Source organism: Thalassotalea sp. Sam97 (assembly GCF_041379765.1).
Classification (GTDB): Bacteria; Pseudomonadota; Gammaproteobacteria; order Enterobacterales; family Alteromonadaceae; genus Thalassotalea_A; species Thalassotalea_A maritima.
In genome coordinates this window covers 2,837,194-2,860,733 of the sequence record NZ_CP166919.1, presented here as the reverse complement: position 1 = coordinate 2,860,733, position 23,540 = coordinate 2,837,194, and the positions used below count along the sequence as shown (strand labels likewise).

The following is a 23,540-nucleotide window of genomic DNA, read 5'->3' as shown; positions in this document are numbered from 1 at the left end:
GATTTTTCAATTTAACCGCCTGATGCATATAAGAAAAAACATTATTATTACTGGCGCTAGCTCTGGTATTGGTCAAGAGCTGGCAAAGCAATATGCAGCACTAGGTCGTAACTTGGTGTTATGCGCCCGACGTGTTGATAAATTAACTGAGTTAGCTGAGAAACTGAGAGTGATTTACCCTAAAATAGCCGTCATGGTGATGCCACTTGATGTCAATGATGACGATCAAGTCTTTGCTGCGTTTACTCAAGCACAGCAGGCGTTAGGTGAAATTGATCGCGTTATTGTTAATGCTGGCATTGGCAAAGGAGCCTCTGTTGGCACGGGGGCATATGTGCAGAACAAACAAATTGCCCAAACCAATTTTGTTGCCGCGCTTTGTCAATGTGAAGCCGCGATGGCGATTTTTCGTCAGCAAAATCACGGACATTTAGTGACCATATCATCGGTTAGCGCTCAGCGAGGCTTCGCTAGACGTTTAAATGTCTATGCCGCAAGTAAAGCGGCATTAGCGTCATTAACCTAGGGGATCCGCACTGATGTTATTAACACTCCCATAAAAGTAACAACAATTCATCCGGGTTACATTCACACCGAACTTACCGATAGCATGAAAACCCCACCATTTATTGTTGATGTTAATGAGGGCTGTCGAGCTATTGTCAGGGCTATAGAACATGAGCGTAGTATTGCCTTTGTGCCAACATGGCCATGGGCGATATTGCGCTATATATTAAAGATTTTACCGTTGCGATTGATGGCAAAATTAAGTTAGTACTAGCGATAACGTGATTGAGTTTGTTGATGGTAACGCCTCGACTTGAACAGCAAAGCCGAGACGTTGGGGGGACTAGCGATTTGCAAACAATCGCATGATAACTAGCGACTGTTATGGTGGCATTGTTTATTCAAATGTGACTGAATAGACACCTGCTAAGTCGATTATTTCACTATCCGCTACACGCTTTTGTAGATGACTTGCGGTTTTGTATGCGCCATTATTTTCGGCGAACTCGATAACAGGCTCACCGTTGCATACTAAGTTTTGTGCGACATTAGTCTCGCTCATGCGGTAGCCTTTAATGGTACGACGCATCGATAATACGTTATCGCTTTGTGCTTCTTTACAAATCGATACTAAGGCATTTTCTAAATAAGGGTCCATAGCTGCGTGGCTGGTATTGGTTAAACTCATAGTGCTTGCTAGTAAAGTTGCGATTGCTAGTGCTTTCATGTTGGTATCTCCGAATGCTTATTTTCAAATGATTAAATGTGTTACTGCTGTCATGTATATAGTGGTCTAATTTTGCGTAAAAGTTGTTAATCAAAATTCGCAGGATGTAACAATGGCGAGTGTTATATATCTCATTGATGTTTTTATTAAAGGTAATGTTAATCAGTGGTTTAGATTGCCATCATGGGGTTTTTAATTATGTCTTCTGACATATTTTTTTACATTGCCTGGCGAAAATGACGATGATTAGGCGGTATTCGTAAGATGAATGGAGGGTTATTTACGATGAAAATTTGTTGTTTTTTTGTACATGGCAGTTTTTCATAATAAAGGCTTGCTAAATAACTGTATGAATATACAATGTTTGTAACAAAATAGGTAAAGCTTGACTGTTTTATCTTAGATTTCGTATGAATAACACATGAATATGCTGAATAAAAAGGGAGCACTATGGCTGTAGAAAGTCGTTTTGTCGTCGTTCGAGATGGAGTGGAGGTTGAGACATTTATGGACAAAAAATCTGCAGATGAGTATGACAAGATGCTCGACATGGCAGACAGCTTGTCTGAGTTGCTTGAACAGTCACCGTTGAAACTTGATGACCAAGTTGTTGAAGAATTAAGTGTTTTCTTAGCCAAGCATCGTGACGATGTGTTAATTTCGTTGCAAGCAAAAAAAGCTAAGCCAGCCATAACTAAGAAAGTTGCTACGAGTAAAGCTGTCAGTAGCAAAGTCGCTGAGCAAGAGGCTGAAGGCAAAGAAACTAGCCCAGCTAAGGCAAAGAAAACTAAAGCGGCCAAATGAAGCCAATAGAATATCAGTTGGTGCGAAGTGGTCGACGTAAGTCGATCAGCTTGCAGGTAAAACAGGGGCAAGTGCGAGTATTGGCGCCTGATTTTGTTGAAACAAGCTACATTGAAAAATTACTGCTTGAAAAGCAAACTTGGTTACAACAAAAAATAGCCTTATATCACCAACCTGATATTTCTGAACGTGGTTATTGTTGCGGGGAGACATTTTATTGGCTTGGGCAGCCTTTGTTACTGACTGTCTCAAAAGCAAATGCTAATAGCGTCGAAATCTTACCTGAGAGGTTAAGCGTCAAGCTGACAAGCCGACAGCTAGGATCACAACAACATGTTAAGAAAGCTTTGCACCAGTGGTATAAAACACAAGCAGAGCAAATATTGTCGCAACGATTACTTTACTGGCAACAAAAAACGCAATTGTATGCCAACCAATTAACGGTTCGCTATTTTAAGTCCCGTTGGGGAAGTTGTGATAGTAAGTCACATATTAAGTTAAATTGGTTGTTGGTTATGGCGCCGATGTGGGTGATTGATTACGTGATTGTTCATGAACTTTGCCATATCCAACATCTAAACCACTCAAATGAGTTTTGGCAATTAGTGTCGAGCTTTGAGGTTGAACATGTTAACGCCAAACGCTGGCTGCAACAGCATCAGCAGCACCTGTATTGGCAACATTAGTCGCAGTTATCGCTTAGTCGTTGACACGATACTGTTTGCATAATCAACATAACACCCACCTGCATTGATGAGCCAATAGTCGATGATTATTGGCTTGTCTTCTTATGGTCCCACACCGTCAAGTCTTTTCGTTCTGCGCTAACGACCACGAACCCATCAAACCCTAGCTTGACGCGAAACCCTTGCTGTTACTCGTAAACACTAATGTTAACACTGTGTTAAATATCTACTTGACACTAGATGCTGTGTAGGGCAGAGTGAAAATTAAGCAATGTAAAAAATAAATCGATATGCGTTTTACCTTATTATTCGTGATGAAAATTATGCCTACAACCATTACCACCATCCTCATGAGGAAGGCGGTCATAGGCTAACGCATAGAATAAAGTTCAGTAAAAGCCCGTGACCTGCAAAGTTCACGGGCTTTTTCGTTTCAAGGGTAATCCTGCATTGTTAATGCAACGCAACAAAGCAAAGGGAGTGGGAATGAAAGTAATTAAATTTGGTGGGTCTTCATTAGCCGATGCTCAGCGTTTTATGAGTGTGGGTGAGATCATTGTTAACTCAAGCAAGCAATCACCATTATGCGTCGTTGTTTCAGCTCCACAAGGTATTACCAATCAATTAGTCGCTCTGACGCAAAACCTGCCTCAAGAGGCATTGCTCGACCATGAGATTGAGCTGCTAAGACAAGGCATGCAGGTGCTGCTAAGTGAGTTAGCGCAAAGCAGCCCAAGTTTTAATCGCCAGCATGCCGAACAAGTATTGGCTCATGAGCTGCACCAGTTGCAACGTTGGTTACAAGGCGCGGCATTACTGTCATATTGTCCAGAGCATATCTGCGCCTCCATTATAAGCCTTGGTGAGCGACTAAGTGTGGCGATATTGCAATCGTTATTGGCGACGAACCATGATGTCGCGGTGATCGAGCCAGCTGAGTTTTTACACACCAGCGATTCACCTCTTAATGCGATTGCCGATTTAGTGCTATCACGAGAAAGCTTTGCCAACCATTATGCTGAGCTTGCTCAGATAAATTTGATGCCAGGTTTTATTGGTGTCAATGGGCGTGGTCAGTTAACAACGCTAGGTCGCAATGGTTCTGACTATTCTGCGGCTGTACTCAGTGTTTGTGCTCATGCAGAGTGTTGTGAAATTTGGACCGATGTGGATGGCGTTTATAACGCCGATCCGCGCTTAATTAAAGATGCGCAAGTGTTATCGCATTTGTCATATCAAGAAGCGATGGAATTATCGTATTTTGGTGCAAAGGTGCTACACCCTAAAACGATAGGACCTATCGCGCAATATCATATCCCATGTTTGATCAAAAATACCTTAAATCCCCATGCAAAGGGTACGTTGATTTCAAACCAAGATAATGGCGAAAAACAAGTTAAAGCGATTTCTAACTTAGATGAACTGACCATGATTAACGTCTCAGGGCCGGGCATGAAAGGCATGGTTGGCATGGCAAGCCGAGTGTTTGCCTGCATGGGACGTGAAAATATTTCCTTAGTGATGATATCGCAGTCATCGTCAGAGTACTGTATTAGTTTTTGTATTCACTCTCATGACGCCTACCGTGCCCAACAAAGTTTGCAACAAGAGTTTGAACTTGAGCTTTTAAATCAACTTCTTGAACCGATTTCATTGCAATCTCATTTATCGATCGTGTCATTGGTTGGCGACGGTATGCATCATCAGCGTGGTGTCGCTGGTAAATTATTTAGTTCATTGGCACAAGCCCGCGTCAATGTAGTGGCGATTGCTCAAGATTCCTCTGAACGTAGTATTTCTGTAGTTATTGAACAACGCAAATGTACCGATGCGCTAAAAGTGTGTCATCAAAATTTTTTTTCACACAAACAAAGCATTGATGCCTTTGTTGTCGGTTGTGGTGTTGTCGGCAGTGAATTGCTGGCGCAAATTGCGCGCCAACAGGAGTCACTAAAACAGCAAGGTCTAGAATTAAAAGTCTACGGTATCGCCAACTCTAAAGGCATAGCATTTAACGCCGAAGGCTTTGCACTAGAAGACTGGCAGTCGGCATTATCATCACAACAGTTACCGTTAGACGTTGACACAATTAAACACTTTGCCCGTACTAACCATTTAATTAACCCGGTTCTGGTCGACTGTACCTCGGATGCGGGATTGGCGCTAACGTATGCTGATTATCTGGATGAGGGGATTCATGTTGTCACGCCAAATAAAAAAGCCAATACAGACAGCTATGAATATTACCGAAAATTGCGTGAAAGTGCGCAGCGCACCAATCGTCTATTTCTTTACGAAACCAATGTCGGTGCCGGATTACCGGTCATCGACACCTTGCAGAATCTGTTTAAAGCCGGTGACAGCTTACAGCAATTTGCCGGGATCTTATCGGGCAGCTTATCGTATATCTTTGGCAAGCTTGACGAGGGTATGAGTCTTTCTGAGGCAACGGTTATCGCCAAACAAAACGGTTTTACTGAACCGGATCCTCGTGATGATCTTTCTGGTATGGATGTCGCTCGTAAACTATTGATCATGGCTCGTGAAGCCGGTTTAGCACTTGAATTAACAGATATCGAAATCGAACCAGTTTTACCTAAAGAGTTTGATGCATCAGGCTCTGTTGATGAATTTATGCAACGTTTACCAGAGTTAAATCAATTGTTTGCCGATAAAGTTGCCAGCGCGAGTAGCGAAAATAAAGTACTTCGTTATGTTGGCAAAATTGTTGATGGTAAGTGCCAAGTTGTCATGGAAGCGGTTGATAATTCGCACCCGCTATATGCCATTAAAGATGGTGAAAATGCGCTGTCTATTTTAAGCCGTTATTACCAACCGATCCCGCTAGTACTGCGCGGTTATGGTGCCGGCGCACAAGTGACTGCAGCAGGTGTATTTGGCGACTTATTACGTACTCAGGCTTGGAAGCAGGAATTGTAACGATGATAAAAATCTATGCGCCGGCATCTATCGGTAATCTCAGCTTGGGTTTTGATGTATTGGGGATGGCGGTTTCGCCAATCAACGGCAAATTGTTGGGTGATGTAGTATCAATTAAAGCGGCAGAAGGTAACCAAAATAGTCTGGAAGTCATTGGCGAGTTTGTTAACAAGCTACCTGTTGATATTAAAGATAATATTGTATTCCAGTGCATGGCTCTATTTGAGCAAAAGCTGGTTTTGCAGGGGCTGACAAAGCAGGCAGTGCATTTACAGCTTGAAAAAAATATGCCGGTCGGCAGTGGCTTAGGCTCGAGTGCATGCTCTGTTGTCGCAGCCCTTGTTGCATTAAATGAGTTTTATCAACGGCCATTCAACCAAGCTGAGTTATTGTCTATGATGGGGGCGATGGAAGCTCATATCAGTGGTAGTGTTCACTATGATAACGTCGCGCCATGCTATTTGGGTGGCTTGCAACTTATGGTTGCGAACGAGCAAATTATCTCAAGACAGCTTCCTGATTTTAAAGAGATCTATTGGTTGATGGCTTACCCTGGTATTAGCGTTTCTACCAAAATGGCCAGAGAGGTTTTACCTGAGACGTATTCTCGCTCAACATTGATTACATTTGGTCAAAATCTCGCAAGCTTTATTGACGCTTGTTATCGACAAGATAGTGAAGAGGCTATGTCGTATGTCAATGATGTAGTGGCAGAGCCTTATCGCAGAGACCTTATTCCAAGATTTACTGAAGCAAAGCAATATGTGATGGCACATGGTGCTCTCGCTGCGGGGATTTCAGGGTCGGGGCCGACACTGTTTGTCGCCTGTGACAAATTGAGTGTGGCGCAAGATTTGGCCGATTATTTGCAGCAAAACTATTTACAATCGGCACAAGGCTTCGTCCATATCTGTCAAACCGATACACAAGGTGCTCGTACGATCACTGCCAACACGGATAATGGCCAATAATAAGGTGACTTTATGCAGTTTTATAATTTAAAAGAATCTCAACAACAGGTTAGTTTTGCTCAGGCGGTGCGCCAAGGCTTAGGTAAAAACCAAGGCTTGTTTTTTCCACAAACGTTACCTCATTTCGATGATCTTGATAGTTTATTAGCAATGCCTTTAGTCGAGCGTAGCGTACGATTATTGTTACCGTTTGTTGGTAATGAAATGTCAGAAGCCACATTGCGAAACATTCTCACTGAAGCCTTTAATTTTCCAGCCTTAGTACAGTCTATTGACGAAGATGTCGCTATATTAGAGTTATTTCATGGACCCACATTGGCCTTTAAGGATTTTGGTGCTCGCTTTATGGCTCAATGTTTACAGCACTTTAGTAAGCAAAGTAATGATCGGATAACCATCCTTACCGCAACGTCGGGTGATACTGGTGCTGCTGTGGCACATGCTTTTCACGGCTTAGATAATATTGATGTGGTGATTTTATATCCACAAGGAAAAATCAGTTTATTGCAGGAAAAAATGTTTACGACTTTAGGTGGTAATATTCGCACCATTGCCATTGACGGTAGTTTTGATGATTGCCAGACGCTGGTAAAACAAAGTTTTGATGACGAGTTGTTACGCCATGAAATCGGTTTGAATTCGGCTAATTCGATTAATATTTCCCGTTTATTGGCGCAAATTTGCTATTACTTCGAGGCGGCAGCGCAAATCAAACGTCAACGGGGACAAATTGACGACATGGTCATCGCGGTGCCTAGTGGTAATTTTGGTAATTTAACTGCGGCAATGATGGCCAGAGGTATGGGCTTACCTATAAAACGTTTTATTGCCGCCACTAATGCCAATGATACGGTACCCCGCTATTTAGCCAATCAGTTATGGCAGCCACATAACACAGTCTCCACCATGTCTAATGCCATGGATGTATCTAATCCAAATAATTGGCCACGTGTTGAGCACTTATTGACATCTGCTGCGCTACCTGAGGGATGCTTGCAAGCGGTATCGATTGATGAGGAGCAAACGCAGATTGCCATGAAGCAACTGAACAATGCCGGTTACATTAGTGAACCACACGCCGCAGTAGCTTACAAGGCGTTAAGATACCAGTTAACTGATGGCGAATATGGCGTGTTTTTAGGCACCGCACATCCGGCAAAATTTAAAGATACCGTTGAGAGTATTTTAGGTACGCCAATTGGTTTGCCGAAAGCCTTGGCTGATTGCTCAACTGAGGAAATATTGTCCGTGCCTATGGATGCTGACTTTGCTAAGCTACGCACATTCTTATTGGGCTAAACGGTTATATGCTTAGACAGTTAATGCGCAGGTCTAGATAGTAGCTTGACCGTGACATGCTCAATATATCCTAACAACACAGGTGAGCAATGAACTGGTCAGATATTATTAGCCAGCAGCAAAAGCTTGGATATTACCAAGATATGCAACAACAACTGCAACAACAGCGTCAGACTGGCGCTGTTATTTACCCGGCAGAAGCAGATGTATTCAATGCCTTTTCATTGACGCCATTTGAGCAAGTGAAAGTGGTGATTCTTGGACAAGATCCCTATCACGGACCAGGGCAAGCACATGGTTTGGCATTTTCGGTGCTGCCGGATGTTAAAGTGCCACCATCATTAAAAAATATCTACAAAGAGCTGGTGGATGATATCGATGGCTTTGTTGTGCCAGAGCACGGTAACTTAACGGCTTGGGCAGAGCAGGGTGTGTTGCTACTCAATACGGTATTAACGGTTTGCCAAGGGCAGGCTCATTCGCATGCTAAGCTTGGTTGGGAAACCTTTACCGATGCAATAATTGAGGCGTTGAACCAGTATCGAGATAATATTGTATTTATTTTATGGGGTAAACATGCACAACAAAAAGGTAAGCATATTGATGCCAATAAGCACTTTGTGCTTAGCGGTGCACATCCGTCGCCACTATCGGCCTATCGTGGTTTTTTTGGTTGCCGCCATTTTTCCACTGCTAATCAATATTTACTCGATAGTAAGCAGCAACCGATAGATTGGCGCTTAATCAAGAATACCAGCCAGCAACAAGCATTATTTGATTAAGCATCTTGGTTAGTTGTTGAGGCCTTTAGTTCTGATTAAAATAAATGATCATTTCTGCGGCAACACAGTGGCAGTCAAAACCGCAGAAGGTGCATTCATAGCCGGCTTTACTGTCGGCATTCCACTTATCGGGATGATCTTTAATCAGTACACCACCGCATTTTGTGAAGTACATAACGGCACTGTTGCCCGGACTTTGTCGCCATAAATGACTGACGCCTGCACTCGCACCTTGTTGTTGTAATGCATTGGTAGATAGTTTTAACAGGGTCGAACCAATACCTTTACCACGATACGCATCATCGACGGTATTGCACTTAAAATACGCCACCTTGCTAATATCGCATTGCCACAGCTCAGGGCTATACCACTGATCAATAGTGAAGGACCCTGGTGCAAAGCTTAGACGGAAACCGACCAGTTTATCATTGTCATAAGCGACAAAGTTGGCATTAATGCCTTGGCTTATACCTTTAGCAAACCATTCCTGAATATTGTCATTGTCAAGATAACCGTCACCATGTACGTCGTTACCTAAGGCAATAATTTGTGCAAAGTCGCTAGCATCCATTGCGCGATATGTAATAGTATTTGTCATATATTTTTTTATTAGATGTTTCGTTCTTGTTGAAAGGACCGGATTATACCCATTTTTCACTAAAAAACGAGAACGCATCCCTGTCGATATCGCCAATTGGCGCAGCTAAAGCTATGTACGATCCTTTAAAACAAAAACAAATCCTATTTAATCAACCCTATCCAAACAGCTATTGGGCGGATATCAGCGGCGAAGCACCGAGCAACGCGGGCGTATTAGGCACAGATATTAATACCGACGTGCTGATTATTGGTGCTGGCTACACAGGCATGTCATGTGCTTTGCATTTAGCTAGAGAACATGGCGTGAGTCCTGTGGTAATAGAAGCAAATCAAACGGCTTGGGGGTGTAGTGGTCGCAATGCGGGGTTTATTTTAAAATCTACTGGCCGTAAAGCGTGGACTGCGATGCAACAAGATTGGGGTGAGGACGTGATGCGCCAAGTGTATCATGAAGCTTGTTCTGGCGTTGATAGTGTAAAAGCATTGATTGCTGAAGGTATTGATTGCGATATGCAAGAGCCTGGCTACATTCGTGTGGCGCATAAGCCGTCGATGATGAAAGAGCTTGTCCAGCAAGCCAATTTACTCAGTCAAATGTTTGGCTATGACGTAGATATTCTGTCGAGAAAAGACGTACATCAACAGTACATGGCAGATGAAAATGCCCATGGGGCGATTCGTTTTCATGACGGTGTTGGTATTAACCCACTAAAACTGGCATTTGGTTATCAAGATATTCTTAATCAGCTAGGGGTAAATATTTATACCAATACACCAGCATTGGCGATTGAAAAAGTGGCCAATGGCTATCGAGTTCGTACGCCGCAAGCTCATATCTCTTGTCGTAAGGTTGTGATCGCCGGTAATGGCTACTTACCGCAAGGGTTTCACCCAGCAGTCGCCAATAAATCGCTGCCGGTATTGTCGCAAATCATCGTTACCGAACCGTTAACCGAACAACAGTTACGTCAATGTAATTTTATCACCTCAAATGTGATTATGGATACGCGTGCATTGAAGTATTACTACCGTAAACTGCCCGATAACCGAATCTTGTTTGGTGGCCGTGGCGCGATTACCGGTAAAGGTGCACAAAATAGTTATTTTGCCGATCGATTACTTGGCGAATTAAAACGCAGCTTTCCAGCATTACAAGATATCCGCTATCAATATCAGTGGGCTGGCTGGATTTGTATGGCTCTCGATGATATCCCTCATATTGGCGAAGACACCATCAATAAAGGCGTATTTTATGGTATGGGGTATTGCGGTAACGGTGTGTCGTTTTCTGTGCAAGCGGGTAAGCGACTCGCGGAAAAAGTCGCTGGTGTTGATGTTCCAGATATTCCTTTGTATAACAAGCCATTGCCAACGTTTCCGTTGCCGCAATTTAGACGTGTTGGTCAATGGGCCTATTTCCATTACGGTAAATTTAAAGACCGCTATTACTAGCCCATTCCCTCTATTAGGATTGTATGTTACACACCATCCTTGAAATCGAAAATCTGCAGGGAAATGTCGCTAACAAAAGGCATCGAATGCTAATGGTATGATTATTATAGATTTTAAAGTGATACCACTTGTTGCTGCCGATAATATCCTGTAAGTTATTATTTGTTGGTTGATTTATCAGCGATAACTGGTGGTGTTATCGCCACATCGCTACGATCAGTATGTCACTGCATTTGGTACAAATGCAGGGCAACTCAAAAGCAATAACAACATATGAGTGAAGTAATTAATGTCTGCAAGCAATCTACAAGATGTCACCATTATTTATATTGACGGTGAGACAATGGAATTGGAGCACACTTATGGCGCGTTCCCTGTGGTGGATAATGGCCGAGTGATGCTCAACGATGAATTTAAACTTGGCAAATCTATTGTCGCTGTTTGTCAGGGCATTCATAAACCACTCGATATACAGAATTGCAATCAAGATATTATTTAGTAAGCATTGACAAAAGTTAATAAACAGAACTTTTATGAAATCCGCAGTAGGTAGTGGTTAAGTTATGCGAGTTACAGTTATTTATTATCATAAAACATCATTAGAATTATTACATGACTATGTGGATGTAACCCTGAATGAGTACGGTAAGGTATTGTTATCTAAAACGTACCGACGTAATAAATCTATCTTGGCGGTATACCCAGGTGAACTAAGTTTTATCAGTAAAATTGGTGAAAGGATCATCAATGATCCATTAACCGCCTGATCGTATTCATTAAGCATTTCATGCTACGTTATTATTATTGATGATGGTTTACGGACTGTAATTAGTCGACGCGATTACGCACCAGACCTTGTTGAAAGGCAATAATATTGTCAGCAATACCATCGATAAGTCGCTGTTGTGCCTGTTGCGAGCCCCAGGCTATGTGCCCAGTGATATATAAGTTGTCTAATTTATGGGCGATAAGCGGGTGATCAGCATTGGGGGGTTCATTCTCCAACACGTCTAAAATTGCAGCCTTTATTCTTTTAAGCTTTAATGCTGATAGTAAGTGTTCACTGTTTACTAAGCCACCGCGAGCTGTGTTGATTAAAATGGCACTGCGCTTCATTAACGCCAGTGTCTCAGCGTTTATGAGGTTTTCCGTTGCGGCACTCAGTGGCGCATGCAAACTGACCACATCGGCTTGCGCTAATGCTTGCTCAAAGGCAACACGGCCAGGGCGAATGCGTGATTCATGTTGGCGTTCAGCAATAATGACTTGCATCGAAAATGCGCGGGCAATCCGTTCTACTGCACGGGCGATTTCGCCATAGCCTATTAATGCTATGGTTTGCCCTGCTAGCTCTTCAATCGGTGATTCAAAATGACAAAATACAGGACTGTTTTGCCATTTATCAGTTCGTACGCTGGCGATGTATTCTGAGCTCTTTTGCATATGTTCAAGCAACATGGCAAACACGTATTGACTCACCGATGATGTGGAATAACCGCTGACATTGCATACCGCGATACCGTGTCGTTTGGCGGCAACCAAATCGACATTATTGGTGCCAGTGGCAGCAATACAAATTAATCGCAACTTAGGTAATTGGCTCATCATGTCAGCGCTGATGATCACTTTATTGGTGATAATGACGTCGGCAAAGCGACAACGTGACACCACTTTCTCGCTACTGCTGTGATCAAAATAGCTAACGGTATGAAAACACTGTTCTAGGTTATTGAAGTTAATTTTATCGCTTATGGTACTGCGATCGAGAAATACGGCTTTCATGTTTATCCTGGACGTCCATCTCTTCTAGGTTGTAATAATAACGGTGCATATTTGATGATAAATATGGAGTAGGCAAGCAACCACAAGATACTCGACATTGATACAAATAACAAATGCTTTTCAGGCATCAGCGTTGGCCCCAACGCACGCAGTAACGCACTAATGAAAATGGCGATAAACGCTATAGACATTACCGGAGCTGGGGTGAGTGGATGACCGGTATGTCCTAAACTGACTCGAGAAATCATTGCTAAAATGAGCCCACCCATAGCGCCCACGGTGAGTAAGTGCCATATATGGCTGATCGCCATACTATTGCCTATTATTGACACAGACATAGCAATCAGACCAACCCAGAAAAATAGCATACTTGTATGCAGTGACCAAAGCAGTGGTACGTGCAATGTTATCCAAGGTCTCCAGCGTAACCAACGTATCAGTTGGCAAACACCGGCAATAAAAAACAGTGATGCTGTGGTACTTGTCGGCAGTGGTTGTTGCAACAAAAACTGTAAAAATATCAGTAGCAGAGTCACGGTACAAGCCCACTCGAGAATCGCTAATGGCGCTACTTTTGCCGTTTGCGTACCATTGGCGGTAAACATCGGTGTGACTCTTCCAGCCATAATTGACATTAACAGTAATACCAGGGTGCTACTGGCGTAGGCGAGATCTCGCAGGTTTAACTGCCAAAAACCAAGCATTTGACCATGAAATAAGGCGTTTAATACAGCAAACATCACCAATAGCGGCACGAAAAATAAATTACGAACTTGCTTTACCGCGATTAACGGACGAGCAAGAATTATTGCCGAAAATAGCATGAAGCTGACGTCAATTAGCATGATAAGCCAGTTTGCAACCACAGGCACGATCATGAAGATGCGAGCGGTAAGCCAAATGCTCACCAATAGCGCGAGCGGCTTACTGTGCAAACTGCGAATGCCAGTCCAGTTTTGCACTGCGGTTAACAAAAAGCCAACAATGATGGCGTTGATGAAGCCAAAAATCATCTCGTGGGTATGATAAAAGTAGCCACCACCGTATAGCGACAAGTCAAATGTACCGCCTAAAAAGCCAGCCCATAAAACCAGAGTTATGCAACTGAATAAAGCACCTAGCGTAAATAACGGGCGAAAGCCGAGACGAAAAAACGGTGTGATGTTGTTTTCCTCGGCAAGATCACTAATTTTCATCATCGCAGTTCCCTCGTGTACTATGCAAGTTATGCTAAGTATAAATCAATAACGCCATGAAAATTGTATTATTTATGTTTATTGCCATGCTTAATAGAACGGATGTGAGGTTATCGAACACATGCTAACAAGGAGCATTTTCGATATCGTTATTAGGGTATTTTAGTCTTGGATGACACACAGATTTGATTCGAGTCTAGGAATACTAAAAAGAGAGATACTATGAAAAGAACACTGCGCTATCCATTGGCGGTCATTGTTGGTTGGGCTGTGGCTATCGGTTTGGTCGCGGTTATTGAAGGTTTAGGGCATATACTGTATCCGCCACCAGAAAATTTGCTGTTAGATAATATCGAGCAGATGAATACGTACATTCAATCAGCCCCGTTTGCGGCTTTGCTTTTCGTCATTTTAGCGTGGTATATCGGCTGCTATGTCGGTGGTCTTGCAGCGTGCGTGATTGCCAAAAGAGCCAGTATGTTAATGGCCGCTTTTGTTGGTGTGCTTATTTACGCTGGCGCACTTACCAGCCTTATGGTTATCAGCCACCCGACATGGTTCTCGGTGGCTGCATTAATTGGCATACCTATCATAACGGCTTTCGCCGGCAAACATGGAAAACGGTTTGAAACCAAAACTTGAGTAACGCCTATGCGCTGTGCAAGCGTCTGATGCCATCGACAACATAACCTGTTTTTGCTAAACCGTGTTCCGTTACCATCTCAATGCGAGTTTGAGTTTGCTGCACATGTGCGTTGACAAGTTAGTCGCTTACATCCAATAGATTAAAGTTACGTAATTCTTTGATATTCGAAACTAAGCGTTGTTCGGTTGCATCAAGCTGTTGCAAGCTATCACACATGTACTCTGCTTTTGCTTCTAAGTCACTTGCTTGCTGTTCGACACTGGCCTCGATATCATCGCCCATTCTTTCCATACGTTCACCGAAGGCTTGCATTTTCTCTTCAAAACTTCCATCTTCGCTGTTTATCGCGGTACCAACGGCAATGAGAATGTCACCAGCGAAACTGGCAATAACAGACTCTATTTCAGCTTCGATTTCGTTTTCCATAAATTGCTCAAACTCGTCAAAGCTTTGTTCGGCAATATAATAACCATTGTTGTCTTTATTAAATTTCAGTGCGACCTTTTCTTGTACTTGCGTTAACAGAGCGTCTAACTTATCGCTGCTTACATTGTCGTCTCCAGTAAATGCCGAGGCAACCGAGGAAATCGCACCAAAGGCAATGCCCACGGCGTCGTTAGCCAAATCTACAACCACAGGCACTTGTTTATTAATTTGCTCAGCATAATCGGTAACTAAGTTTTGTTGTTGCTGATTCAATGCGACTTGCTTGCCGTTAACAAACAAGTGTTGAGCATTATTGATTTGTACGTAAGTTTCATCGTTGTCGATAAAACGAATCTGATCGCCTTCAACTACGACGCCATAGTTGAGATTGATAGAGCAATGATCTGATTGAATATTGTAGTTTTGCTTATCGTCATGCGCGTTAACACTGGTCGACAGTAACGTTAATGCCGTAGTTAAAGCCAGAATCGTTGTTTTCATTATCATTATCCTTGGTTTGCGTTTTTGCCTTATAAAGAACTATGCCTTAACAAGGCAAAACTCTTGCCAAAATTTAAAACCGTTAAAAATCAATTACTTAATGTTCCGTGTTGGTTGTGGTGATTTAATGGTTTAGTCATTTTTACTATTTGTTAGCTTATTTTACCGATAAAGGTTGGCGCTCACTGATATAGCGTGGTTGGTCGTTAAAGCCAAGTATCATTCTGCGTAATAAATCCAAACCAGCACTGGCAACATAGCGTTGAAAGTATTGCCGTCCTGCAGGAAAAAACAGTTTTACGGCTCTGATATCATTTTTGCTACCCCAAGCTAACCAAACTGTGCCGACCGGTTTATCTTCGGTGCCACCATCAGGGCCAGCGATACCAGAAACAGCCACTCCATAATCAGCGCCACTGACAGTTAAAGCACCATGTAACATTTGTTCTACAACGGCTTGGCTTACCGCACCACACTGTTGCAAGGTAGCCGCATCAACATCAAGTAGCTGTTGTTTCATAGCATTGGAGTAGGTGACAAACCCTGCTTCAAACACTGCCGATGAGCCGGGTACTTGAGTGAGTAATGAGGCAATGAGACCACCGGTACAGGATTCGGCCGTGGTGACTTTTAGATTACGCTCTGCCAAAGCATGTATCAGCGTTTTGCCTAGCGTGTCGCCATTATGGTTTACCACATGTTGCCCTAATAATGTGTTAAGTTTGCTGCCCCATTGCTGACGTAATTCGTCGTCTTGTTTAAATCGGCTGGTCACTTTAACTTCTAATATCGGCATGCTGGCGCGAAAGCCAAGCTCGATTTGCTCTGGCCATTCGGGTAATTGCTCATTGATCATCTTTTGTAAGCCGGATTCACCAATACCAAATACATGCATTTTATCGGTTACCACATTCAGCGCATCAGGCAGCATGGTTTGCAATAATGGTTTGATCTGGTCTGCAAACATCGTTTTTAATTCACTCGGTACACCAGGTGTACAAATGATCAAGCAATTATTGTGGGTCAGTTTAAAACCTGGCGCACTGCCAATAGAATTGGTTACCAAATCACAGTCAAGTGGTAGCAAAGCTTGCTTTATATTTGGACCGGTTAACGTGTAATGACGCTTTAGACACCATTGCTTTACATGCTCTAAAGCGAGAGGGTGAATGGTCAGCGGGCGCGCCGATACATCACTTAATGCTTGTGCGGTCATGTCATCCACAGTTGGCCCCAAACCACCGTTAACAATCAATACGTCGGCTGAACGAGACAACTGCTGCATCATCTCAATCAGCAGTGGCAGGCTATCACCAACCGTCGTTTTACAATGCAGCTCAATGCCTATGTCTTTTAATTGTTGAGCAAGGTATGCGGAATTCGTGTCAACTATATCGCCACTCATTAACTCGTTACCGGTAAGTAACAATTGCACATTCAACATATTTGATCCTGAAATAAAAATTTTTTAGATTGGTGTTTAAACCTTTTTACGATAGCACGCATCATAACAGACAAATACGTTAAATAGATGGAAACTGTAATGAACACTGTAAAGCAATTAGTATTATCGAGCTTATTTGTGGTTGCCACACCGGCGTTGGCTGATGTCAGCCAAACCATAGAAAAAACCTTTGAGGTAGGCGATAGTAGCCAACTGATTTTAGAAAACGTTAACGGTGACGTCACCATTAGCTCATGGGATCAATCTAAAATCATGGTGACAGCAGTAAAGGTTGCCAACGACCAAGACGCGTTGGATCGTATGCAAGTGATCCTCAAACAAAGCGGTGATCGTGTTGTTGTTGAAACCGAGTATAAAAGCGATGAAGGCTGGGGTAAAAATGCCAACGGCGGTAGCATTGAATTTACGGTTAAGGTCCCAACTAATGCCAAACTGCGCGATATTGATTTGGTCAATGGCTCGTTGCAAGTCAACGATGTTGCTGGTGAGTTAAATGTGGATATCGTAAATGGGTCGGTTGAAGCAACCGGTCTTGCCTCTGATGTTGAAATTGACTCTGTTAATGGTGGGGTTGAACTTAAATTTAGCAACACAGCCAGCAATATTGATATTGATGTAGAGACAGTAAATGGTGGTATTCGCTTGTATTTACCGAGCGATTTTTCAGCAGAGATTGATGCCAGTACCGGTAACGGTGCCATTAAAACCGAATTTGGTTTGCAAGGCATTAAGGGTAAGTACTACGGTACCGATCTTGAAGGCACTATTGGCAACGGTGATGCCAATATTGATTTAGATAGCGTTAATGGTTCAATTCGCATCTTGAAAAACTAACGGTACTGTAAAGCGGCTATCTAAACATTGTTTTAATGAAGCTCGCTTAAACTCAGACAAGCCCATAAGTTATTTCGCTGACTTATGGGCTTAGTCGTTTTTATCGTGCGCTCTGTTGCATCTCTCAGCTTCACGATTAAACAAAGCTTACCCTCTAGAGCAATTGCTGCTACACCCCATAAATTGATGTGTCGACAAGTAATGTCAAGCGCTAGCAAATTCGCAACTAAGGTATTAGGGGGTTGTTGGCCTTTGCTGTATGTTTTTGTCGCTGTTTAGTTAGCAAATTTTTAAGGCAGCGCTTACGATGTGCGCTTGTTCTACATGAGTAAGTAATAACGCTGTAAAAATCCTCAATAAACGCTATCCAATGGATTCGTTTAAAAGTGATGTTTTCATTGTTGCCGTTTATTCGTATGGAACAACCATACTGCTCTTACGGCGTCTCGATAAAATTACCTTTAACTCGAACAAAATTCATACCGCAACGATCAACAGCCCCCACAAATAGTATAATTAGTTCAAGACTAATTCGGCGAAATTAAGGATAATACGCGCCATTATCTAGATACTGATGCCAGTGTGCTCTGGCCTGATGGGAGCAAAGCATGGAAATTAAGGTTAATTTTCTTGATAACTTGCGCGTTGAAGCCAAGTTTGATGACTTTTCGGTGGTTGCCGATCAACCAATTCGCTATAAAGGGGATGGCTCTGCGCCTAGCCCGTTTGACTATTTTTTAGCGTCTTCGGCTTTGTGTGCGGCGTATTTTGTCAAAGTTTATTGTAAATCACGCGATATCCCTACAGAAAACATTCGCATTTCACAAAATAACATTGTCGATCCAAAAGATCGCTACAATCAAATTTTTCAAATTCAGGTTGAATTACCTGACGATATCAGTGACAAAGACCGCCAGGGGATTTTACGTTCTATTGATCGCTGCACGGTAAAAAAAGTTATTCAAAGTGGCCCTGAGTTTCGTGTTGAGCACGTCGAAAACCTTGATGCGGATGCACAAGCTATGCTGATGGATTTACCACAAGACAGCAGTACCTTTATCCTTGGTAAGGACTTGCCTCTTGAGAAAACCATTGAGAACATGACGGCCATTCTTGCCGATTTAGGCATGAAAATTGAAGTGTCATCTTGGCGCAATATCGTGCCTAATGTTTGGTCATTGCATATTCGCGATGTGGCATCAGAAATGTGTTTCACCAATGGTAAAGGGGCCAGCAAAGACAGTGCATTGTGTTCAGCATTAGGCGAATTTATTGAGCGCTTAAATTGTAACTTCTTCTATAACGATCAGTTTTTTGGTGAAGAGATCGCCAACAGTGATTTTGTTCATTACCCCAATGAAAAGTGGTTCGCGTTAACCGATGATGATTCATTACCGGCAGGGCTATTAGATGATTACACCTTAGACATTTATAACCCCGATGACGAATTATGTGGTACACACCTGATCGATACCAATTCAGGTAATGTTGAACGTGGTATTGTTGCCATTCCATATCAACGCCACAGTGATGGCGAAACGGTTTATTTTCCGTCTAATTTAATTGAAAACCTATTCTTAAGTAATGGCATGAGTGCAGGCAACAACTTATTTGAAGCCAAAGTTCAATGCTTATCGGAAATCTTTGAGCGTGCGGTAAAGCGTCAAATTATCGAACAGGAAATTATTTTACCGGATGTTCCACACGCCGTATTAGAGAAATATCCGGCAATTTTGGCCGGCATAAAAGGTTTAGAGGAGCAAGGATTCCCTGTAGTGGTTAAAGACGCTTCGTTGGGGGGGCAGTTCCCAGTGATGTGTGTGACTTTAATGAACCCTCGAACCGGTGGGGTATTTGCATCATTTGGTGCACACCCTAGTTTTGAAGTTGCTTTAGAGCGCAGCTTAACCGAACTGCTACAAGGTCGCAGTTTTGAAGGCTTAAATGATGTACCGAAACCAACCTTTAATAGCATGGCGGTACAAGAGCCTGAAAACTTTGTAGAACACTTTATTGATTCAACAGGAGTGATCTCGTGGCGCTTCTTCTCAAGCGAAGCTGAGTACGATTTCGTGGAATGGGATTTTTCTGGCACGAATGAAGAAGAGTGTGCTGGTTTGTTTGCTATTCTCGAAGATCTTGGTAAACAAGCGTATGTTGCTGAATTTGACCAATTAGGAGCAAGTGCTTGTCGCATCTTAGTTCCGGATTACTCAGAGGTTTACCCGGTAGAAGATCTTATTTGGGATAACACCAACAAAGCGCTGCAATATCGTGAGGATATTCTTAATATTCACCGTCTCGATGAAGATGAATTGGCCGAGCTAGTTGAACGTTTAGAAGATAGTCAGTTAGATAACTATATTGATATACGCACCCTTATCGGTATCGAGTTTGATGAAAATACGCCATGGGGACAGTTGACTATTTTAGAGCTGAAGATCTTGATCTATTTAGCGCTTGGGGCGATTGAAGCGGCCAATGAAGCCATTGAAGAGTTTTTGCAATACAATGACAATACCTTGCCAGAACGTGCGATGTTTTATCAAGCAATGCACACGACTTTGCATGTGGCGCTAGATGATGATTTAGATATTGAACATTATTTGCACGCATTTAATCGTATGTATGGTGAAGAGCTAATGAGTAACGTAATCGGCTCGATTAATGGCGATGTTCGCTTCTTTGGTTTATTCGAAACGAGCATGAACCTTGAAGGCATCGATAAACATTTGCGTTTGATTGAAAGCTATAAAAAACTGCATGGCGCTCGCGCAAAACTTGCAGGGATGAACAAATAATTGACGTCATAGCAAAAGATAAAAAGGAATAGCGCCAATGAATTATTTAGATTGTGTGGTGAAAGAGCCGCAACAACCAGCCAATGCTTGTGTTATTTGGCTACATGGCTTAGGCGCCGATGGCCATGATTTTGAGCCGGTTGTACCTATGATGAACTTTGCTGACGAGTTGCAAATACGTTTTGTCTTCCCGCATTCGCCAAAACTGCCGGTGACAATTAATGGTGGCATGGTCATGCCTGCTTGGTATGACATCCTCGATATGAGTGTTGAGCGTAAGGTCGATATTGGCCAACTGCGCCAATCTGCTGATGCGGTTGAGGCATTGATTGAACGAGAAATTGCTCGTGGTATTCCTAGCGAACGTATTATTCTCGCTGGCTTTTCGCAAGGTGGCGCAGTCGCTTATGAAACGGCACTACGTTTTGATAAGCCGCTGGCAGGATTGTTGGCGTTATCAACCTATTTTGCCAGTAAAGACAGCATTAATGTTAATGCTGCCAATGCCGAGATCGATATTATGGTAATGCACGGTAGCCAAGATCCTGTGGTTGTTCCAGAGCTAGCACGCAAGGCCATGCAATCGCTGGAGCAATTTGGTTATCACCCAGACTTCAAGCAATACCCTATGCCACATGCGGTTTGCCAAGAGCAAGTGAGTGATATCGCAAAGTGGATATCTCAGCGTTTAATCAACCGTGTTTAAGTAAGGTAATTTTATGGCTCGATTTGTTCAATACACTTACAAAGGTAAAGAGAAAAAAATTCCTTTTTCTTATGCGAAATACCGTGATGCTTATGAGGCTGCTGCCGCAGCAGAAGGCGTAAATATTCAGTCAATATTGGATATGGAGCAGCAGTTAGAAACGGTGTCGCGTGGTCAAGGTATTATGAAAAACTTTCGACAAAAAGAATTTGCTCGTATTGGTTTTAGTAAAGTGTGGCTACACAAGGATGAAGACAGCGAATAACCACATTTTTACACCAATGCCATCATAGCGGTGTGGACAATAATCGGCTCGCAAGCTGCTTATTGTCCCACTTAAACTTTCACTTGATAAAATTCCACCGTAGCATCCGCGACATCAGGGTGGGTATCGGTTTTTAGATAATCCATCCCCAGCTTTTTCATCACCCCTATTGAGGCAAGGTTATCGGCATCGACGATCGCGCTAAAATAGCCGATATCTTGGCTTATGGTGAGCGTTTGCATTATATGTTTAGCAGCTTCTGTAGCAAAACCTTGTCCCCAAGTTCTTTGTTTAAATCGCCAGCCAATCTCTATGTCGTGCCAAGCTGGCGCGTCAGTAAAAAAGTACATAGGTCGAATCAGGATCCAGCCGATAAATTCACCAGCATTTTTATCGTTAACTTGCCACACGCCCCAACCTTTTTCAGGGTTACGGTATTGTGCTAAACGCGGCATTAATTTGTGCTAAACGCGGCATTAATTTGTGCTCAATGTCGTCGCGACTACTCGGTGTACCACCATTGATGTATTTCATCACTTGTGGATCTTGATCCAGTTGGTAAAAGCGCTCACTGTCATCAACGTCCATGAGTCGATACGTTAATCGTTCCGAAGGGGGCACAGTCATCATCATATAAGAAGTCCTTAATTATTTTTATTATCGCTGACTTAATCTGTGGTCATTGTATAGCAATGCTGCCCGATTATGAGCTAACTTAAAAAGATTAGAAAGCCCTGTAAAATAACTAAGTTGGTGATGTCGATAAAAAAAGCGCCAACAATGGGAACCACCATAAAGGCTTTTGGCGATGGTCCATTGCGCGACACTAAGGTGCCCATATTCATTACCGCGGTAGGGGTTGCGCCCATGCCAAAGCCACAATGCCCACCTGCAATAACCGCCGCATCATAATCTCGTCCCATCGCTTTAAAGGTCACGAAGTAACAAAACAGTGCCAACATAATGGTTTGGCAAACAAGAATGATTAACAGCGGAATGGCAAGATCAAAAATCTCCCATAGTTTCAGACTCATCAGTGCCATCGATAAAAATAAGGCTAATGATACCGTGCCAAGGATATCGACAGTTTCATTGTTTATTTTGTATTTTTTTGTGAATTCGCATAGGTTGGTGATAATCACTCCTATAAACAAGGCATAAACGAAATTAGGAATTTGCAGATACTTGATATCAAACGAGTCAACCCACTCTTTCACATAGCTAGAGCCGGCGACACAAATTAACATAATAAACAAGGTTTCTGTGACCCGTCGAGCCGTTACTTTATCTTCTTCATATTGGTTGTAGGTGATTAAATCTGGATGAGTATCATGATGGTGTGCGCCAACGCCGTATTTAGATTGAAAGCCATTTTTATCGATGAGTCGTTGCGCTAAAGGCCCACCAATGATACCCCCCATAACAAGTCCAAACGTTGCGGAAGCCATCGCAACTTCTAAGGTGTTGATACCATACATTTGCTCAAAGGTGTTTGCCCATGCTGCTCCTGTACCATGTCCACCAGATAAGGTTATTGAGCCGGCAATTAAGCCCATCACCGGCTCAAGGCCGAGTATCGATGCCAAGCCCAGACCTAGGCCATTTTGAACAATGATATAAATCGAAGCAATGGCGAGAAAGACCAATACTTGCGCACCACCTTTGGCAAGTAGCTTAAAATTTGCAGATAAACCCACAGTCGAAAAAAACAGTAACATAAAGGTGTTTTGCAAGGGCAGGTTAAACACCACTTTTATGTGGTTGCTATGCAAATACGTGATGGCTATTGCCACAATCAAACCACCGAGAATAGGTTCGGGCAAATTAAACTTTTGCATCCCTTTGAAGACACTGTTGATCAGGCGACCGATAAATAACACTAAAATGGCAATAATCAGCGATTCTATGGCACCCACTTCAATTATTGTGTCATTCATGGTGAGGAGGTCTCGGTCAAAGGTTCTGCGAAGAATGTCTTTTAACTATAGAACATGTAGTGCTTGCTGTGAGCTAAATTGCTGACTGATTTGCTGTGACATGAAAAGTAAGTAAGCGAGCTCAAGGGGTCACATATTTTGTTGGTACACTGTTGAGTACTGTCATCAGATTGTGGAAAATTGTAGCCCTGTATCTGTTTTACTAAGCACATA

Annotated in this window: 23 protein-coding genes and 1 pseudogene; 15 read left to right on the top strand and 9 right to left on the bottom strand. The window is 42.7% G+C overall.

Features of this window, described 5'->3' with window-relative positions; genetic code table 11:
- The first annotated feature begins 22 nt into the window (after positions 1-22).
- Positions 23-775 (top strand): annotated as a pseudogene (locus ACAX20_RS12740) (SDR family oxidoreductase).
- A gap of 129 nt (positions 776-904) precedes the next feature.
- Here the strand turns inward: ACAX20_RS12740 and ACAX20_RS12735 are convergent.
- Positions 905-1,234, bottom strand: a complete 330-nt coding sequence (locus ACAX20_RS12735) for a DUF3718 domain-containing protein (RefSeq protein WP_371186743.1) — start codon at positions 1,232-1,234, stop codon at positions 905-907.
- 450 nt (positions 1,235-1,684) lie between these two features.
- Here ACAX20_RS12735 and ACAX20_RS12730 point away from each other — a divergent pair, with 450 nt between their 5' ends.
- The 6 genes from ACAX20_RS12730 to ung all read left to right on the top strand — a co-directional run bounded on the left by ACAX20_RS12730 (position 1,685) and on the right by ung (position 8,716).
- A complete protein-coding gene (locus tag ACAX20_RS12730) occupies positions 1,685-2,038 on the top strand; it encodes a YebG family protein (RefSeq protein WP_371186741.1) in 354 nt (117 codons plus the stop codon).
- Positions 2,035-2,724, top strand: a complete 690-nt coding sequence (locus tag ACAX20_RS12725) for a M48 family metallopeptidase (RefSeq protein WP_371186739.1) — start codon at positions 2,035-2,037, stop codon at positions 2,722-2,724. The genes ACAX20_RS12730 and ACAX20_RS12725 overlap by 4 nt, the downstream gene beginning before the upstream one ends.
- Positions 2,725-3,210: 486 nt before the next feature.
- Positions 3,211-5,664, top strand: a complete 2,454-nt coding sequence (gene thrA, locus ACAX20_RS12720) for a bifunctional aspartate kinase/homoserine dehydrogenase I (protein WP_371186737.1) — start codon at positions 3,211-3,213, stop codon at positions 5,662-5,664.
- Between the two features lie 2 nt (positions 5,665-5,666).
- Complete coding sequence (gene thrB / locus ACAX20_RS12715) at positions 5,667-6,635, top strand: homoserine kinase (protein ID WP_371186735.1); 969 nt, start codon at positions 5,667-5,669, stop codon at positions 6,633-6,635.
- 12 nt (positions 6,636-6,647) lie between these two features.
- Positions 6,648-7,934 carry a threonine synthase gene (thrC, locus tag ACAX20_RS12710; RefSeq protein WP_371186734.1) on the top strand — a complete coding sequence of 429 codons (1,287 nt, stop codon included), beginning with the start codon at positions 6,648-6,650 and terminating at the stop codon, positions 7,932-7,934.
- Between the two features lie 89 nt (positions 7,935-8,023).
- Entirely contained in the window at positions 8,024-8,716 is a 693-nt protein-coding gene (gene ung / locus ACAX20_RS12705; RefSeq protein WP_371186732.1) for a uracil-DNA glycosylase, read from the top strand.
- 25 nt (positions 8,717-8,741) lie between these two features.
- On the opposite strand, the gene ACAX20_RS12700 is transcribed toward ung, so the two are convergent.
- The gene (locus ACAX20_RS12700) at positions 8,742-9,314 is read right to left on the bottom strand and encodes an N-acetyltransferase family protein (protein ID WP_371186730.1); all 573 of its coding nucleotides are present in this window, start codon (positions 9,312-9,314) and stop codon (positions 8,742-8,744) included.
- Between the two features lie 113 nt (positions 9,315-9,427).
- Between ACAX20_RS12700 and ACAX20_RS12695 the strand changes: the two genes are divergently transcribed.
- The 3 genes from ACAX20_RS12695 to ACAX20_RS12685 all read left to right on the top strand — a co-directional run bounded on the left by ACAX20_RS12695 (position 9,428) and on the right by ACAX20_RS12685 (position 11,535).
- On the top strand, positions 9,428-10,768 hold the full coding sequence (locus tag ACAX20_RS12695; protein ID WP_371186728.1) for an NAD(P)/FAD-dependent oxidoreductase: 1,341 nt from the start codon (positions 9,428-9,430) through the stop codon (positions 10,766-10,768).
- A 289-nt stretch (positions 10,769-11,057) separates the two neighbouring features.
- Complete coding sequence (locus ACAX20_RS12690) at positions 11,058-11,267, top strand: DUF2375 family protein (protein ID WP_371186726.1); 210 nt, start codon at positions 11,058-11,060, stop codon at positions 11,265-11,267.
- Between the two features lie 64 nt (positions 11,268-11,331).
- Positions 11,332-11,535 carry a DUF2375 family protein gene (locus ACAX20_RS12685; protein ID WP_371186725.1) on the top strand — a complete coding sequence of 68 codons (204 nt, stop codon included), beginning with the start codon at positions 11,332-11,334 and terminating at the stop codon, positions 11,533-11,535.
- Positions 11,536-11,596: 61 nt separating this feature from the next.
- On the opposite strand, the gene ACAX20_RS12680 is transcribed toward ACAX20_RS12685, so the two are convergent.
- Both ACAX20_RS12680 and ACAX20_RS12675 read right to left on the bottom strand, forming a co-directional pair.
- On the bottom strand, positions 11,597-12,550 hold the full coding sequence (locus ACAX20_RS12680) for a D-2-hydroxyacid dehydrogenase (RefSeq protein WP_371186723.1): 954 nt from the start codon (positions 12,548-12,550) through the stop codon (positions 11,597-11,599).
- A gap of 2 nt (positions 12,551-12,552) precedes the next feature.
- The gene (locus ACAX20_RS12675) at positions 12,553-13,749 is read right to left on the bottom strand and encodes an NnrS family protein (RefSeq protein ID WP_371186721.1); all 1,197 of its coding nucleotides are present in this window, start codon (positions 13,747-13,749) and stop codon (positions 12,553-12,555) included.
- Positions 13,750-13,968: 219 nt separating this feature from the next.
- On the opposite strand from ACAX20_RS12675, the gene ACAX20_RS12670 reads away from it, so the two are divergent.
- Positions 13,969-14,388, top strand: a complete 420-nt coding sequence (locus tag ACAX20_RS12670) for a hypothetical protein (protein WP_371186719.1) — start codon at positions 13,969-13,971, stop codon at positions 14,386-14,388.
- A 121-nt stretch (positions 14,389-14,509) separates the two neighbouring features.
- Here ACAX20_RS12670 and ACAX20_RS12665 read toward each other — a convergent pair whose 3' ends face one another.
- Together ACAX20_RS12665 and ACAX20_RS12660 are read right to left on the bottom strand one after the other, a co-directional pair.
- Complete coding sequence (locus ACAX20_RS12665; RefSeq protein WP_371186717.1) at positions 14,510-15,319, bottom strand: YggN family protein; 810 nt, start codon at positions 15,317-15,319, stop codon at positions 14,510-14,512.
- A 157-nt stretch (positions 15,320-15,476) separates the two neighbouring features.
- Positions 15,477-16,763: a CinA family nicotinamide mononucleotide deamidase-related protein gene (locus tag ACAX20_RS12660; protein WP_371186715.1), complete on the bottom strand. Its 1,287-nt coding sequence runs from the start codon at positions 16,761-16,763 to the stop codon at positions 15,477-15,479.
- A 99-nt stretch (positions 16,764-16,862) separates the two neighbouring features.
- Here ACAX20_RS12660 and ACAX20_RS12655 point away from each other — a divergent pair, with 99 nt between their 5' ends.
- From ACAX20_RS12655 to ACAX20_RS12640, 4 genes are all read left to right on the top strand, one after another.
- A complete protein-coding gene (locus tag ACAX20_RS12655; protein ID WP_371186713.1) occupies positions 16,863-17,618 on the top strand; it encodes a DUF4097 domain-containing protein in 756 nt (251 codons plus the stop codon).
- A gap of 608 nt (positions 17,619-18,226) precedes the next feature.
- A complete protein-coding gene (locus ACAX20_RS12650; protein ID WP_371186711.1) occupies positions 18,227-20,419 on the top strand; it encodes an OsmC domain/YcaO domain-containing protein in 2,193 nt (730 codons plus the stop codon).
- 37 nt (positions 20,420-20,456) lie between these two features.
- A complete protein-coding gene (locus ACAX20_RS12645; protein WP_371186709.1) occupies positions 20,457-21,125 on the top strand; it encodes an alpha/beta hydrolase in 669 nt (222 codons plus the stop codon).
- Positions 21,126-21,138: 13 nt separating this feature from the next.
- Positions 21,139-21,390 carry a DUF2960 family protein gene (locus ACAX20_RS12640; RefSeq protein ID WP_371186707.1) on the top strand — a complete coding sequence of 84 codons (252 nt, stop codon included), beginning with the start codon at positions 21,139-21,141 and terminating at the stop codon, positions 21,388-21,390.
- 71 nt (positions 21,391-21,461) lie between these two features.
- Here ACAX20_RS12640 and ACAX20_RS12635 read toward each other — a convergent pair whose 3' ends face one another.
- The 3 genes from ACAX20_RS12635 to gltS all read right to left on the bottom strand — a co-directional run bounded on the left by ACAX20_RS12635 (position 21,462) and on the right by gltS (position 23,327).
- Entirely contained in the window at positions 21,462-21,845 is a 384-nt protein-coding gene (locus tag ACAX20_RS12635) for a GNAT family N-acetyltransferase (protein WP_371186705.1), read from the bottom strand.
- Entirely contained in the window at positions 21,820-22,023 is a 204-nt protein-coding gene (locus tag ACAX20_RS12630) for a GNAT family N-acetyltransferase (RefSeq protein ID WP_371186703.1), read from the bottom strand. The genes ACAX20_RS12635 and ACAX20_RS12630 overlap by 26 nt, the downstream gene beginning before the upstream one ends.
- 77 nt (positions 22,024-22,100) lie before the next feature.
- Positions 22,101-23,327 carry a sodium/glutamate symporter gene (gene gltS, locus ACAX20_RS12625; protein WP_371186701.1) on the bottom strand — a complete coding sequence of 409 codons (1,227 nt, stop codon included), beginning with the start codon at positions 23,325-23,327 and terminating at the stop codon, positions 22,101-22,103.
- Positions 23,328-23,540 lie beyond the last annotated feature (213 nt).